Origin of the sequence: Litorihabitans aurantiacus, from assembly GCF_030161595.1 — a bacterium.
In the GTDB taxonomy this organism is placed as follows: domain Bacteria; phylum Actinomycetota; class Actinomycetes; order Actinomycetales; family Beutenbergiaceae; genus Litorihabitans; species Litorihabitans aurantiacus.
In genome coordinates this window covers 1,032,021-1,046,099 of record NZ_BSUM01000001.1, presented here as the reverse complement: position 1 = coordinate 1,046,099, position 14,079 = coordinate 1,032,021, and the positions used below count along the sequence as shown (strand labels likewise).

General features: G+C 73.9%; 11 protein-coding genes, 2 tRNA genes and 1 pseudogene. 6 read left to right on the top strand and 8 right to left on the bottom strand.

What is annotated here, in order from left to right; translation table 11 throughout:
- Positions 1–47: 47 nt before the first annotated feature.
- Positions 48–529: pseudogene (def, locus tag QQK22_RS04855) on the bottom strand (peptide deformylase).
- 12 nt (positions 530–541) lie between these two features.
- The gene (locus QQK22_RS04850) at positions 542–1,879 is read right to left on the bottom strand and encodes a hypothetical protein (RefSeq protein WP_284249827.1); all 1,338 of its coding nucleotides are present in this window, start codon (positions 1,877–1,879) and stop codon (positions 542–544) included.
- A 116-nt stretch (positions 1,880–1,995) separates the two neighbouring features.
- On the opposite strand from QQK22_RS04850, the gene QQK22_RS04845 reads away from it, so the two are divergent.
- The gene (locus QQK22_RS04845) at positions 1,996–3,279 is read left to right on the top strand and encodes a kynureninase (protein ID WP_431310129.1); all 1,284 of its coding nucleotides are present in this window, start codon (positions 1,996–1,998) and stop codon (positions 3,277–3,279) included.
- A gap of 50 nt (positions 3,280–3,329) precedes the next feature.
- Positions 3,330–3,402 (top strand) — tRNA-Asn (locus QQK22_RS04840).
- A gap of 169 nt (positions 3,403–3,571) precedes the next feature.
- Here the strand turns inward: QQK22_RS04840 and QQK22_RS04835 are convergent.
- On the bottom strand, positions 3,572–4,111 hold the full coding sequence (locus tag QQK22_RS04835) for a hypothetical protein (RefSeq protein ID WP_284249825.1): 540 nt from the start codon (positions 4,109–4,111) through the stop codon (positions 3,572–3,574).
- A gap of 159 nt (positions 4,112–4,270) precedes the next feature.
- Between QQK22_RS04835 and QQK22_RS04830 the strand changes: the two genes are divergently transcribed.
- Together QQK22_RS04830 and QQK22_RS04825 are read left to right on the top strand one after the other, a co-directional pair.
- Positions 4,271–7,339 (top strand): amidase family protein, encoded by a 3,069-nt coding sequence (locus tag QQK22_RS04830; RefSeq protein ID WP_284249823.1) that lies wholly within the window; start codon positions 4,271–4,273, stop codon positions 7,337–7,339.
- A 110-nt stretch (positions 7,340–7,449) separates the two neighbouring features.
- Positions 7,450–7,526, top strand: a tRNA-Ile gene (locus QQK22_RS04825).
- Here the strand turns inward: QQK22_RS04825 and QQK22_RS04820 are convergent.
- Positions 7,483–7,995 (bottom strand): MarR family winged helix-turn-helix transcriptional regulator, encoded by a 513-nt coding sequence (locus QQK22_RS04820; protein ID WP_284252546.1) that lies wholly within the window; start codon positions 7,993–7,995, stop codon positions 7,483–7,485. The genes QQK22_RS04825 and QQK22_RS04820 overlap by 44 nt on opposite strands.
- Positions 7,996–8,057: 62 nt before the next feature.
- Here QQK22_RS04820 and QQK22_RS04815 point away from each other — a divergent pair, with 62 nt between their 5' ends.
- Entirely contained in the window at positions 8,058–8,426 is a 369-nt protein-coding gene (locus QQK22_RS04815) for a VOC family protein (RefSeq protein ID WP_284249822.1), read from the top strand.
- A 166-nt stretch (positions 8,427–8,592) separates the two neighbouring features.
- Here QQK22_RS04815 and QQK22_RS04810 read toward each other — a convergent pair whose 3' ends face one another.
- On the bottom strand, positions 8,593–8,856 hold the full coding sequence (locus tag QQK22_RS04810; protein ID WP_284249820.1) for a hypothetical protein: 264 nt from the start codon (positions 8,854–8,856) through the stop codon (positions 8,593–8,595).
- Between the two features lie 7 nt (positions 8,857–8,863).
- On the opposite strand from QQK22_RS04810, the gene QQK22_RS04805 reads away from it, so the two are divergent.
- The gene (locus tag QQK22_RS04805; protein ID WP_284249818.1) at positions 8,864–9,421 is read left to right on the top strand and encodes a hypothetical protein; all 558 of its coding nucleotides are present in this window, start codon (positions 8,864–8,866) and stop codon (positions 9,419–9,421) included.
- Positions 9,422–9,672: 251 nt separating this feature from the next.
- Here the strand turns inward: QQK22_RS04805 and dnaG are convergent, their stop codons facing one another.
- From dnaG to QQK22_RS04790, 3 genes are all read right to left on the bottom strand, one after another.
- The gene (dnaG, locus tag QQK22_RS04800) at positions 9,673–11,667 is read right to left on the bottom strand and encodes a DNA primase (protein ID WP_284249816.1); all 1,995 of its coding nucleotides are present in this window, start codon (positions 11,665–11,667) and stop codon (positions 9,673–9,675) included.
- A 42-nt stretch (positions 11,668–11,709) separates the two neighbouring features.
- Positions 11,710–12,501 (bottom strand): LLM class F420-dependent oxidoreductase, encoded by a 792-nt coding sequence (locus QQK22_RS04795; RefSeq protein WP_284249814.1) that lies wholly within the window; start codon positions 12,499–12,501, stop codon positions 11,710–11,712.
- Positions 12,502–12,771: 270 nt separating this feature from the next.
- Positions 12,772–14,046 (bottom strand): deoxyguanosinetriphosphate triphosphohydrolase, encoded by a 1,275-nt coding sequence (locus QQK22_RS04790; RefSeq protein WP_284249812.1) that lies wholly within the window; start codon positions 14,044–14,046, stop codon positions 12,772–12,774.
- Positions 14,047–14,079 lie beyond the last annotated feature (33 nt).

The window sequence follows — 14,079 nt, the reverse complement described above, 5'->3', positions numbered from 1 at the left end:
GCCCGACGAACCGCCGTTCGTGCACCCCGAGGGCGCCGAGGCGGCGCTCAGATGTCGCGCAGGGCGCGCATCGCCTGCTTGCGCACCCCCGCTCCAGCCGGTCGAGGTAGAGCATCCCGTCGAGGTGGTCGACCTCGTGCTGCAGGCAGCGGGCCATCAGACCCTCGCCCTCGACCGTCACCTCCGCGCCGTCGAGATCGGTCCCGACGACGCGCGCCCAGCTCGCACGCTTCGTCGGGAACCAGAGGTTCGGGACGGACAGGCAGCCCTCGTCGCCGTCCTGGGTCTCGTCGGACGTGGCGACGACGGCGGGGTTCAGCACGTAGCCGATGTCACCGTCGATGTTCCACGCGAAGGCGCGCAGACCGACGCCGATCTGATTGGCGGCAAGCCCGGCCCGGCCCTCGTGGTCGACCGTCTCGAGGAGATCGGCCACGAGGGTGCGCACCCGGTCGTCGACCGTGGTCACGGGTGAGCAGGGCGTGCGGAGGACGGGGTCGCCGATGAGGCGGATGTCGCGGAAGGCCATCGGGTCGGCGGCTCAGCCGGGCAGGCGCCAGGAGGCGCTGGGACCGCCGAGGCCGAAGGTCGGCTCGTAGGTCACCCAGGTGGAGCCCTCGGAGATGTCGACGACGACCCAGCCGCTCACCGACGCACCCGGCTGGATGTCGCGCGGGAGCTCGCCGTCGATGGAGCAGAACGTGAAACCGACGCCGGTGTTGGCGGCGTCGCTGTAGGCGTTGAAGTAGAAGTCGTTCAGCGAGAACGCCTCGCCGTCGGGCGTGGGGTTGGCGACCGTGACGTCGAAGTTCAGGGCGATGAGACGGCCCTCGGGCGGGACGCCGAGGTCGCTGCTGCACTGCGGGTCCCAGGCCATCTCGTTCAGCACGATCGTCGCCTCGAGGTTGCCGTCGAAGTCCTTGATCTCGTACGGCGCTCCGAGTGCGGTCTCGATGGTGCCCGCCGGGCCGCTGCCCTGACCCGCCCCCGGGTCGTCGGTCGGCTCGTCGGTCGTCGGGTCGTCGGTCGGGTCGTCCGTGGTCGGGTCGTCGGTCGGCTCGTCCGTGGTCGGGTCGTCCGTCGTGGGGTCGTCGGTCGGGTCGTCCGTGGTCGGGTCGGACGTCTGGGAGGTGCCCGTGGCGGTGGGCTCCGGCTCGTCGTCGCCGCCCTGAAGCGCGTTGACGAGCACGAAGGTCCCGATGCCGAGGATCAGCACCGTGCCCCCGATGATCCCGGCGAGAAGACCGACGTTGCGCTTCTGGCCGGATCCACCCGGACCGCCGGGTCCCCCGGGACCACCCGGTCCCCCGGGTCCGAAGCCACCCTGGCCGAAGCCCTGGCCACCCTGCCCCTGGCCGAACCCGCCCGCGGCGTAGCTCGGCGCGCCGTCGTACCCACCGGGTCCGGTGGAGTACGGGAGCTGGGTGGTCGGCTCACCGGAGTAGGGCGCGGGTGCGGCGGAGTACGACGGCGAGGCCCCGGCGCCCGAGCCCGGGACGCCGAAGCCCTGGCTGGGCAGCTGCTGCGTCGGCTGCGACGGCGGGAACGGCTGACCCTGCGAGTGCTGACCGGGCAGCGGCTGCCCGTGCGACCCCGGGAACTGCTGGCCCTGCGACCCGGGCGACGACGTCGACCCCGAGGCCGGACCCGACGGCTCCCCGAAGGAGGCCGGGGGCAGCTGCTGGGTGGGGTCGGACGCGCTCGGCGGCGTCTGCGCCGCCGGCGGCGTGGCGGCCGAGCCCGCGGCGGGCTCCTCGATCCAGAACTGCCAGTCACCGGGGGGCGCGGGCCACGCGGGGTCGGGCTCCCACCCCTCCGGCGGGGACCATCCCTGGGGCGGCGTCGGCCAGCCGGGCGGCGGGTTGAACTGGTAGGCCACAGGGGTCCCTCTCTCGAAAACCGGGTTCGGCGTCATTCTCGCAGACACGCGCCCGCTGCGGCGGGATGGAAGCGCGATGGAGGACGACGGTGCAGGCGCCTGCCTACGCTGCACCGGTGACCTCCCCGACCCCCTCCCCGACCGGACCCGACGACGCACGTCGAGCCGCGCCGTCGACCTCCCGCGCCCTCGACGGCGCGGACGCCCTCGAGCCGCTGCGCGATCTCTTCGTCGGCAGCTCCTCCGGCGTCGTCTACCTCGACGGGAACAGCCTCGGGCGCCCCCTGCGCGCGACGGCGACCTCGCTCGCCGCCTTCGTCACCGAGCAGTGGGGCGGCCGGCTGATCCGGGGCTGGGACGAGGGCTGGTCCGGCCTGCCGCTCACGCTGGGCGACGACCTCGGCCGCGTCGCGCTCGGCGCAGCGCCCGGGCAGACCTGGGTCGGCGACTCCACGACCGTCACGCTCTACAAGCTCCTGCGTGCCGCGGTGGCCGCGCAGCGCGGCGAGGAGGGCGACGGTGATCGCGACGAGATCGTCATCGACACGGACAACTTCCCCACCGACCGCTACGTGGTCGAGGGGGTGGCGCGCGAGTGCGGCATGACCGTGCGGTGGCTGCCGGTGTCGACGAGCGCCGGCGTCGACGTGGCGGGGCTCGCCGAGGTCCTGTCGGAGCGCACGGCCGTGGTGGTGCTGAGCCAGGTCGCGTACCGCTCGGGCTGGCTCGCGGACGTCGCGGCGATCACGGCGGCGGTGCACGACGTCGGCGGGCTCGTGCTGTGGGACCTGTGCCACTCGGTCGGGTCGGTGCCGATCGAGCTGGACGCGCACGGCGTCGACCTCGCGGTGGGCTGCACCTACAAGTACCTGAACGGCGGGCCGGGCTCGCCGGCGTTCGGCTACGTGGCGCGGCGCCACCAGGAGCGCCTCGCGCAGCCGATCCAGGGCTGGATGGGCCACGCCGACCCGTTCGCGATGGGGCCGAGGTACGCGCCGGCCAGCGGACCGCGGCGGTACCTGTCCGGTACGCCGCCGATCCTCGGGATGCTGGCGATGCGGGACATGGTCGCGCTGCTGGACGAGGTCGGCATCGCGGCCGTGCGGGCGAAGTCGCTGGCGCTGACGGAGCACGTGATCGCGCTGACCGACGAGCGGCTGGCTCCGCTCGGCGTCACGCTCGCGTCCCCGCGCGACGGCGACCGGCGCGGCGGGCACGTCACGCTCACCCACCCGCGCATGCGCGAGGTGGTCACCGCGCTCTGGCAGCGGGACGTGCTGCCGGACTACCGCGACCCGCACGGGCTGCGGATCGGGCTGTCGCCGCTCTCGACGTCGTTCGCGGAGGCCGAGGCGGGGGTGGACGCGGTCGCGGAGGTGCTGCGCGATCTGGCGGGCTGAGTCGGTGTGGACGAACCACCCCGCGGGCGCTGGTAAAGTTCTCTGCGCGATCCCGCATAGCTCAATTGGCAGAGCATCCGACTGTTAATCGGACGGTTGATGGTTCGAGTCCATCTGCGGGAGCACCCCGAACCCCCGTCACCACCGGTGACGGGGGTTCGTTCGTTCCCGGCCCGGTCCCCGGCGATCGACTGCTGCGTCCGACGCGGTTAGGGGCCACTATCCGCGCCCTGCGCAGCAGTGGATCGGTTATCCGCGCCCTGCGCAGCGGTCGTTCGAGGGCGTCACGCCGTCAGTCCAGCCCGACGGCGGCGCGCGCCTGCGCCTCGGCCTCGTCCGCCGCGCGCAGCACCTCGGGCGACGCGACGTCCGTCCCGACGACGCTGACCTGGCTCGTGAGCGCGCCCTCGCCGTCGCGCCGGATCACCGCACGCACCTGGACGCCCCCGGGGAGGTCGCGAACCACCTGGTGCGCGATCGAGGCCTCGACGCGCTCGCGCACAACCTGCGGGAGCCCCGGGTGGTCGTCCGCGAGCGCCACGCGCCGCGTCGTCCCGTCGATCCAGCGCACGTGCACCGAGGAGGTGTCGGCGTCCCAGGACGCGCTGTCCACCTCGTGCCACGGGCGCCGCTCGACGGCGGACCAGCCGGCGGGCGCAGCGCCGTCGCCGTCGTCCCCCTCCTCCGCGACCACGACCCACTCCCGCGCGCCCAGCACGAGCCAGCCCCCGCCGACCACGGGCGCCGCTGCGATCGGCTGCACCGCCGCCGCCCGCACGACGTCGGCGGGCGGACGGGGAGCACGGCGCGGGCGACGAGGGAGCAGGGCCATCCCTCGACCGTAGCCCCGCCCGCGCCACAGCCGCGAAGCACCGTTGCTGTGAACGGTCACAGATGAAACCCGACCGCTCCCGATCCGATACGCCCGCGAAACGCGCGCACGGTCGGATGAGACCGCCGGGGGCACCGACACCAGAACCGAAAGTGGGCCATGCCGCTCTCATCCCCACCCCCGCGTCAGGAACCTGCCGCCTCCTGGATCACGCACCGCCGTCGTCCGCTCGCCGTCCTCGCCGCCATCGCCGTCGCCACCACCGGCGCCGCCGTCGCGGCGACCCCCGCGGGCGCCCTCACCTACGTCACCGACGAGCGCGGTGTCGTGTGGCAGATCCACGACGCCGCGCCGCCGTCGCTCGACACCGGCAGCATCCGCGTCGCCACCGGCTCGCCGATCCAGGGCTTCGGCAGCATCCTCGTGCGCGTCGACGGGCTCGACGCGGCCGACGAGCCGCGCCTGAACGGCGAGATGGCCCGCGGCTACGGCCTCACCCAGACCGCCGAGGGTTCGTTCGACACCACGCAGGCCCTCGACCTCGGGGGCGTCCTGGCCACGCGCGACGTCGACCTCGACGCCGCCGGCGCGACCGCCCGCTTCGTGGACTCCTTCACCAACACGACCGACCGCGAGCTGACGGTCAACGTGTCCTTCGGCGGGTCGCTCGGCTACGGCACGGGGACGAACCAGAGCCTCGTGCGGGCGACGTCGTCCGGCGACACCACGGTGGACGCCGCCGACTCCTGGGCCGTGATGAGCACGAGCGTGGAGAACTCGCGCCCCGTCGGCGTCGCGCTCGGCGCCCCCGGGAGCCTCAGCGGCACCGGTAATCAGCAGCGCGACCCGTTCACCACCCCGCTGTCCACGTCGGGCCACGAGGCCTCGTTCTACGGGTTCATCGACGAGCTGACGCTCGAGCCGGGCGCCTCGGCGTCGCTGGCCCGCTTCGTGCACGTGGGTGTGCCGGGCGCCGACCGGCTCGCGCAGGCCGAGCAGCGGCTCGCCGCGATCGCCGCCGCCCCCGACCTCGGGGGCCTGCCGCTCGCGCAGGTGTGCTCGGTGGCCAACTGGGACGTGACGGCGCTGCCGGGCTACGACGCCGCCGCGTGCGACGCCGCCGGCCCGATCCCGATGCCCGCCGCACCGCAGACCCCGGCCGCCGTGACCTCGGTGGCCTACGACGTCGTCGGACGCACGATCGAGGACCTGCAGGCCGACATGGTGGCCGGCGTGGTGACCTCGGAGGAGATCACGCAGGCCTACCTCGACCGGATCGCGGTGTACGACGGCGGCCCTCAGGGCTTCCACGCCTACCTCCATGTCGCGGGCGACGCGCTCGACCAGGCGCGCGCCGCGGACGCCGAGCGGGCCGCGGGAGGGTCGGGTGAGCTCCTCGGCATCCCGATCGCGCTGAAGGACCTGTTCGACACCTCCGACATGCCGACGACGGGCGGCACGCGTGCGCTGGAGGGCTTCCAGCCGGCGCAGGACGCCTTCCAGGTCGCGCGGCTGCGCGAGGCCGGTGCCGTGCTGATCGGCAAGGCCAACCTCTCGGAGTTCGCCAACTCCGGCGGGCAGAGCGAGTCTGGCTGGATGCAGACGTGGAACGCGCTCTACCCCTCGAAGACGTCGTACGGCTCCTCGGGCGGCTCCGCCGTCGCCGTCGCCGCCAGCATGGCGAGCGCCGCGATGGGCACGCAGACCGGTGTCTCGCTCTACGCACCGACGACGGGCGCCTCGCTCACGACGTTCCGCGGCACCGACGGCATGGCCAGCGGCCACGGCGTCATCCCGCTGACCTGGTACCAGGACTACGCGGGCCCGATCGCGCGCACCACGACCGACCTCGCCTATCTGCTGAACGCCACCACCGGGACCGACGCCGGTGACCCGCTCACGGTCGAGGCGGACGCGCGCCGCCCCGCCGACTGGACCGACTCGCTCGACGCCGCGGCGCTCGAGGGCAAGGTCGTGGGCTTCATCCCGGCCTCGTTCGTCTCGAGCTATGCCGACGACGGCACGGGCGAGTCCACGCGCGAGCGGCTCGACGAGCTCGTGGCCGCCGGGGCGACGCTGCAGGAGATGCCGGCGCCGCCGGTCGTGCCCGGTGCTCCGGGCGGCAGCCGCGGCATGGAGGGCTGGGCCCGCTACATCGAGCTGCACGACAACTTCCCGTTCGTCGACGGCAACGCGATCCTCGCCTCCGACAAGGTGCTCCCCTACAACCGGCGATCGCTCGGCACGACGCCGCGGCTCACCCCCGAGCAGGTGCAGGCGTGGGACGACTACCGCAAGCGCTACAAGGCGGAGATCGCGGCCTGGATGGACGCCGCGGGCGTCGACGTCGTGGCCTACCCCGGCTTCCTCAGCGACATGTACAACAACGACGCCGCGGCCAGCCAGCTGACCTCCGACCGCGCCAGCGGCGTGCTGACCTCGAACGTGGGGCTGCCGACCGTCGTCGTGCCGGTGGGCCTGAACCCGCACGGGTACACGACGTCGCTGCAGCTGGTGGGGCGCGCGTGGGACGACGCCGCGGTGCTCGGGATGGGCTACGCGCTGGAGCAGGAGGCGGACGCGCAGCAGCACACGACGTTCGCGCCGCCGCTGGCCTACGACCCGGACTTCACCGACGTCGACCGCAGCAACCAGTTCTTCCGCGAGATCTCCTGGCTCGCCGACCGCGGCATCTCCACCGGCTGGGCGGAGGCCGACGGGACCGCGACGTTCCGACCGCTGCTGCCGATCGCCCGCGACGCCATGGCCGCGTTCCTCTACCGCTACGTCGCCCCCGTGGGCTACGAGGCGCCGGAGGTCTCGCCGTTCACCGACGTGGCCGTGGGCGACCAGTTCTACACGGAGATCGCGTGGCTGGCGGAGTCGGGCATCTCCACCGGGTGGGAGGTCGGCGAGGGGGCCTTCGAGTTCCGGCCGCTCGACCCGATCGCGCGCGACGCCATGGCGGCCTTCCTCTACCGCCTGGCGGACTCGCCCGACGTCGAGGCGCCGGGCACGACGCCGTTCACGGACGTCGCCCCCGGCGACCAGTTCGCCACCGAGATCGGCTGGCTCGCCGCCACGGGTGTGTCCACCGGCTGGCAGGGCAACGACGGCACGGCGATCTACCAGCCGCTGAACCCGATCGCGCGCGACGCGATGGCCGCGTTCCTGTACCGGTTCGACCGGCTCGACCTCGGCGTGGGTGCCGGCGGGAGCGCCGGGTGACCGCGGTGTGACCGTCGCACCAGGCGGATGACGACGGCGGGTGGGCACCTGCGCCGCGCAGGTGCCCACCCGCTCGCCCGTAGGATCGTGCTCGCCGGTTCGCCGGCGCGGCCCCCTTAGCTCAGCCGGTCAGAGCAGCGGACTCATAATCCGTCGGTCCTGGGTTCAAGCCCCAGAGGGGGCACCACCGGAGGGGTCGGCAGAGGCGCCCCTCCCTCCCCCAGCGCCGCGACCATGTGGCGCAGCAGCCGCCGTGCGGCGTCCCTATCGCCGTCGTCGAGGCCCGCGAGCATGCGCTCCTCGACGGACCGCACCCCCGCCGTCGCGCCGGCGAGAGCCCGGCGACCCCGCGGCGTGAGCTCGGCGGGAAGCGCCCGGCCGGCGGCCGCGGCGGCGGGCCGCGTGACGGCGCCGTCGCGCTCGAGCGCCTGCAGCAGCACGTGCATCGACTGCCGCGTGACGAAGACGCCGCGCGCGAGCTCGGATCCGGACAGGCCCGGACGCTGCGCGAGCAGCTCCAGGCACGCGTAGTGCGTCACCGTCATGCCGAGCGGTCGGAGCTCATCCTCCATCGCCGCGCGCAGCGCGCTCGCGGCCTGCTTGAGGAGATAGCCCAGGGACGTGTCGAGATCGACACCCTGCTCGCGTTGACCCATGTCAGCAGTCTGACATATCGTCCTGGTCGTCAGAAAACTGACACGTCAACGAGGAGGACACCATGCCCGTCACCGGACCCGACTTCATCTCCCTCCAGGTCAGCGACCTGGACGCGTCCCAGGCGTTCTACGAGACCTACCTGGGCCTGGTGCGCTCACCCGCCGGACCGCCCCACGCCGTCGTCTTCACCACCCAGCCGGTGGCGTTCGCGCTGCGCGACGTCGTCCCCGGGACCGACCTGACGGTGGTCGACCGTCCCGGGCTCGGCGTCGCCCTGTGGCTGCACGCGACCGAGGTGCAGGCGATCCACGACCGCCTCCGCGCCGACGGGCACCCGATCGTCGCCGACCCGATCGACGGCCCGTTCGGCCGCACGTTCACGTTCGCCGATCCCGACGGCTACCACGTCACGCTCCACGACCAGGCTTGAGCGGATCGCGCCGATCACCGATCCTTGGCGGGCGCGCGGGCGTCGGCGGGCGCGCGGGTCTCGGCGCGCCCCGGCCCGACCGACGGCGAGCGCACCGACCACCCCTGTCGCCGCCGGCCGAGCAGTGCTAGACCGGAGGGATGAGCACATCGACACGCCACACCGCTCACCTCCCCCGCACCCTCGTCGGCCTCACCGCCGCGGTGCTCCTCGTGGCCGGCTGCAGCCCGGGCGGCGACGCGCCGTCCCCCGCGCCGTCGGAGACCTCCTCGACGACGGCGAGCTCGCCCGCACCCAGCACCGACCCGTCCTCGAGCAGCTCCTCGAGCGCGCCGTCGCCGACGTCGTCCACCACCGCACCCACCTCCTCGCCGTCGGCCTCCGGGTGCCCGGCCACCGAGGCGGGCACCCCGCCCGGGGCCGCGACCACGCAGGTCGTGGACGTGGACGGCGACGGCGCCGCCGACACCGCCTGGCTCACCGGCGGCGCCGACCGGACCTTCGGCATCACCACCGCGTCCGGGGCGACGTCCTCGCTCCCGATCGACTCCGCCAGCCCGATCGCGGCCTCGGCCGTCGTCGGGACCGTGTCCGCGGTCGACGGCTCCGACGTCACGGTCGCGCTCGTCGACCTCGGCCGCGAGGCGCGGCTGCTGACCTTCGTGGACTGCGCCGTCACGGCGACGACGGACTCCTCCGGCGCCCCCTACGTCTTCGACCGCGGCTTCACCGGTCAGGGCACGGGCGTGGGCTGCTCCGACGTCGACGGCGAGAACCGGCTCGCCGGCCTGCTCGCCTCCCAGGAGGGCGACGGCTGGACGGTGACGCGCACGCTCATCGACCTGGACGACAGCGGCCGGCTCGCCTCGAACGGCACGAGCGAGGTCGTCGCCTCGGGCGCCGGCCAGGACGAGCCGGTGGTGACGACGGCGCAGGAGGTCTCGTGCGGCGACCTCGTCGCGGGCGCGGGCGGGCTCAGCGAGCCGGCGTCCTGACCGTCCGCGCACCGGCCACCAGCCGGCGGTGGCCGGCCGCGCCCGGGAACGAGAAAGCCCCCTCGTCGTCGCGGCGCAGGGGGCAGAGCCGCGACGTCGAGGGGACCTTCGGGAACCACTGTAAACGGTCACAGCCGCTGATATGTCACTACTGATGAATCCTGACGCGATCCTTGCACGAGCCTCCGGCGGATCGTTGCAAGATCGCGCCACGGCCGCGTCATCTTGAGCGCACCCCTACGCGGGAGCGGTCAGGTGTCGCTGAGCCGGCGCCGCTCGTCCTCGAGCGCGTAGACCTGTGCCCACGCCGCGCCCGAGTCCGGGTCGCCCGGGTCCAGCGCGAGCGCGTGGGACTTGAGATCCCCGATCCGCCGCGTGAGACCCAGCCGTCGCAGCGCCGTCACCACACCGAGGGTGTACCCCTCCATCTCACCGGCGACGGCCGGGATCGGCGCCACGGTCATCTCACGAACGAGCGGGGCGAGCGTCGCCGTCGCGCCCTCGAGCACCTCGGTGACCCAGCGCGCCGAGGCGGCGCGGTGAGCGTCGGCGGTCCCGCCGAGCTCGACCGTCGTCCGCGCCGGCGCGGCGACGCCGCCCGCGGCGCGCAGGGCGTCGTGCACCGCGCGGTGGCTCGGCACCTGGAACGTCTGCGCATCGAGCGCGTCGAACCCGGCGGGGGCGGCGAAGGCGGGGAACTGCAGCGCGACCTCGAGCACCTGGCGCTCGAGACGCGCCACGGGGTCGGTGAGGACCGGGGCGCGCGGCACCGGCGCCTCCGCTCCCCCGCCCTGGCGGGGATCCCGGCCGTCACGCCCACCGCCCGGTCCCCCGCGCTGCTGACCGCCCGAGTCCCCCGGGCGCGACGGCGGTCGACGCCGCGACGCGTCCGTGACGGCGCGGCGCACGTCGGCCGGTTCCATCTGGACCCACCCCGCGAGCTGCCGCGCGTACTCGGCCCGCAGCGCGACGTCGCGAATGGTGGCGACCACGGGCGCGGCGACGCGCAGCCCCGCGACCCGACCCTCCGCCGTCGCCATGTCGACGTCCGACAGCGCCGTGCGGATGGCGAACTCGAAGAGCGGCTCGCGGTCGGAGATGAGCTTGCGCACGGCGCCGTCGCCCTGCTGGACGCGCACCTCGCACGGGTCCAGGCCGTCGCTCGAGACCGAGACGAACGTCTGGGCGGCGAACTGCTGATCCTCGTCAAAAGCACGCATCGCGGCCTTCTGACCGGCGGCGTCGCCGTCGAACGTGAAGATGACCTCGCCGCCGACGGCGCGTCCCGAGGACAGCAGGACGCCCGTCGCGCCGGTCTGCGAGTCGCCCAGCAGCCGCCGGATGATGCGCGTGTGGTCGGTGCCGAACGATGTGCCACAGGTGGCGACCGCCGTCGTGATGCCCGCGAGATGACAGGCCATGACGTCGGTGTAGCCCTCGACGACCACCACCTGGCGTCCCTGCGAGATCGCCTTCTTCGCAAGGTCGATCCCGTACAGCACCTGCGCCTTGTGGTAGATCGGCGTCTCGGGGGTGTTGAGGTACTTGGGGCCGGGGTCGTCGTCGTACAGCCGGCGGGCGCCGAAGCCGATGACGTCGCCCGTGAGGTCGCGGATCGGCCACATCAGGCGGCCACGGAAGCGGTCGTAGTGGCCGCGGTTGCCCTGCGAGACGAGTCCGGCGGCCGAGAGCTCGGCCTGCGTGAACGCGCGGCCCTGGAGGTGGCGCAGCAGCGAGTCCCACCCCTTCGGGGCGTATCCGACACCGAAGTGCGCCGCCGCCGCGCGGTCGAAACCGCGCTCGGCCAGGAACGCGCGCGCGGCGCCCGCCTCCGGCGAGGTCAGCTGCTGCGCGAAGAACTCGGCCGCGACCCGGTGCGCCTCGACCAGCCGCTGGCGCTTCCCGGGCTCCTCGCGCGGCCGCGAGGGGGCACCGGTCGCGTCCTCCTCGTAGCGCAGCGTGACGTTGTAGCGGCCCGCGAGCCGCTCGACGGCCTCGGCGAACGGGAGGTGGTCGATCTTCTGGACGAAGGAGATGACGTCGCCGCCCTCGCCGCAGCCGAAGCAGTGCCACAGCTGGACGGGCGGGCGAACGTGGAAGGAGGGGGTGCGCTCGTCGTGGAACGGGCACAGGCCCTTCATCGAGCCGACCCCGGCGCTCTTCAGCGCCACGTGCTCGCCGACGACCTCCTCGATCTTGGCCGTCTCCCGCACCGCCGCGATCGAGTCACGGTGGAGGAGGGCCATGCCCCCGAGTCTAGGTCCGGGCGGGCGCGGGACCGCCCCGTGTCACCCCTCCTGGGGATCGCGGGCATTGCGGTCGTCGCGCCACGCGATCCACCGCTTCGTCAGCTCCAGGTCGTACTCCGGCCCGCCGGTGCTGACCGTGAAGAAGGTGGCGCCTGCCGCCAGCAGCTCCTCGCCGATCTCCTCGGGCTCCTTGCCGACCCCGACCGACCGCTCGACCGCCGCGTCGTCGCGCCCGACGGCGGCGGCGTGCTCGGTCAGGAGCGCCGAGCGCTCGCGCAGCGCGTCGGCGTCGCCGAAGGAGTGCCACACGTCGGCGTGCTCGGCGACCAGGCGCAGCGTCTTGCGCGGGCCGGAGCCGCCGATCATGATCGGGATCTCGCGCACGGGCGCGGGGTTGAGCTTCGACCAGCGCTCCTTGATGCGCGGGAGCGCCCGGCCGAGGTCGGCGATCCGGCTGCCGGCCGTGCCGAACTCGTAGCCGTACTCGTCGTAGTCGCGCTCGAACCAGCCGGCCCCGATGCCGAGGATGAGCCGGCCGTTCGAGATGTGGTCGACCGTGCGGGCCATGTCGGCCAGCAGCTCGGGGTTGCGGTAGCTGTTGCAGCTCACGAGGGCGCCGATCTCCGCGCGCTCGGTCTGCTCGGCCCAGGCGCCGAGCATGGTCCAGCACTCGTAGTGCAGGCCGTCGGGCTCACCGCTGAGCGGGAAGAAGTGGTCCCAGTTGAAGATGACGTCGACGCCGGCCTCCTCCGAGCGCAGGACGGCCTCGCGGAGCTGGGCGTAGGTGGCGTGCTGCGGCTGGAGCTGGACTCCGATGCGGATCGCGGTCATGTGATCCACGCTACGCCCGGGTCGCGCCTGCCGTCAGGGCCGGGGCGAGCGGGCCCTGGCGGGCGCCGTCACCGCCCGACCGTCCTCGCTGGGAGCGGCTGCGTCTCGCCCACAGCGGCTGGTGGGGTGCGCGCCGTCGAGCGCAATGCTCTGACCAGCGGCGACGCTCGGATCTCCCTGGCGATCCCGCGGCCAGCCGCTGTGCGCGAGGCCCCAGCCGCTGTGAGCGAGGGCGACGACGCCGCCGAACCGCCCGGGTCGCGCCCGCCGTCAGGCCTGCTGCACCAGCCGCCCGTGCCACGCCATCGCCGACAGGTCGGTCAGCGACGCGACCTGGTCGATCACGACGCGCAGCCGCGCGGCGTCGTCGTCCGCCTGGCGGTGGTCGGCGAGGAACGACGGTTCGAGCGTCAGCTCGGGCCGCTCCACCAGCACCTCGACGAGCTCGGAGACGATCTGCCGCTGGTAGCGGTAGACGGGCTCGTGCTCGCGCGGCGCCATGACGTAGAGCGCGGCGATGCCCTTGAGCACGGCGATCTCGGCGCGCGTGGTGGGCGGCACCTCGAGCCGCGCCGTGTAGCGCTCCAGGTCGCCCGACCCGTGGCTCGCCCGCGTCGCGTCGACGCTCGCCCCGACGAACCGGCCGATGAGCTGGCTGGCCATGTCCTTGACGTGCGCGAGGCTCTCGCGCGTGCCGTCGTAGGCCTCGACCCACAGCGGGCTGGCGAGCAGCCGCTGCAGGGCCGCGCCCAGCTCGTCGTCGCTCTCGGTCGGGTCGTACCACGCGCGCACCTGGGCGACAACGCGGTCCTGCTCGGCCGGTTCGGCCAGCCGGCGCGGCTCCACGCGCCAGCCGACGATCGCGTCCTCGACGTCGTGCACCGAGTAGGCGACGTCGTCGGCCAGGTCCATGACCTGGGCCTCGAGGCACGTGGTGCGCTCCGGCGCCCCCGCGCGCATCCAGGCGAAGACCTCGAGGTCGTCGTCGTACACGCCGAACTTGCGGCTGCGGCGGCCGTCGACCCGACGCGGCGCGTCCTCGCGCCGCCACGGGTACTTGGCCGACGCGTCCAGGCTCGCCCGCGTGAGGTTCAGGCCGATGCACCGGCCGTCCTCGCGGAATACCTTGGGCTCGAGGCGCGTGAGGATGCGCAGGGTCTGGGCATTGCCCTCGAACCCGCCCGCGTCCTCCGCGACCTCCGCGAGCGCCGCCTCGCCGTTGTGTCCGAAGGGCGGGTGCCCCAGGTCGTGCGCGAGGCAGGCGGTGTCGACGACGTCGGGGTCGCAGCCCAGCTGCTTGGCCAGCTCGCGGCCGACCTGGGCGACCTCGAGGGAGTGCGTGAGCCGGGTGCGCACGAAGTCGTCCGTGCTGGGCGCGAGCACCTGCGTCTTGGCACCGAGTCGGCGCAGCGCCGAGGAGTGCAGCAGCCGCGCGCGGTCGCGCTCGTACGGCGAGCGGCGCACGTTCTTGGACGCCTCGGGCAACCAGCGGTCGACGTCGCTCACGCCGGAGGCGTGCATCATCAGGGGCGGTTGCCAGGACATCGCCCACCAGCCTAGTGGCGCGGGGCCGCACCG

Bases quoted from the DNA above. Each gene is read 5' to 3' on its own strand.
- QQK22_RS04835 (WP_284249825.1), bottom strand. From the start codon at position 4,111: ATGGCCCTGCTCCCTCGTCGCCCGCGCCGTGCTCCCCGTCCGCCCGCC.
- QQK22_RS04830 (WP_284249823.1), top strand. From the start codon at position 4,271: ATGCCGCTCTCATCCCCACCCCCGCGTCAGGAACCTGCCGCCTCCTGG.
- QQK22_RS04820 (WP_284252546.1), bottom strand. From the start codon at position 7,995: ATGGGTCAACGCGAGCAGGGTGTCGATCTCGACACGTCCCTGGGCTAT.
- QQK22_RS04815 (WP_284249822.1), top strand. From the start codon at position 8,058: ATGCCCGTCACCGGACCCGACTTCATCTCCCTCCAGGTCAGCGACCTG.
- dnaG (WP_284249816.1), bottom strand. From the start codon at position 11,667: ATGGCCCTCCTCCACCGTGACTCGATCGCGGCGGTGCGGGAGACGGCC.
- QQK22_RS04795 (WP_284249814.1), bottom strand. From the start codon at position 12,501: ATGACCGCGATCCGCATCGGAGTCCAGCTCCAGCCGCAGCACGCCACC.
- QQK22_RS04790 (WP_284249812.1), bottom strand. From the start codon at position 14,046: ATGTCCTGGCAACCGCCCCTGATGATGCACGCCTCCGGCGTGAGCGAC.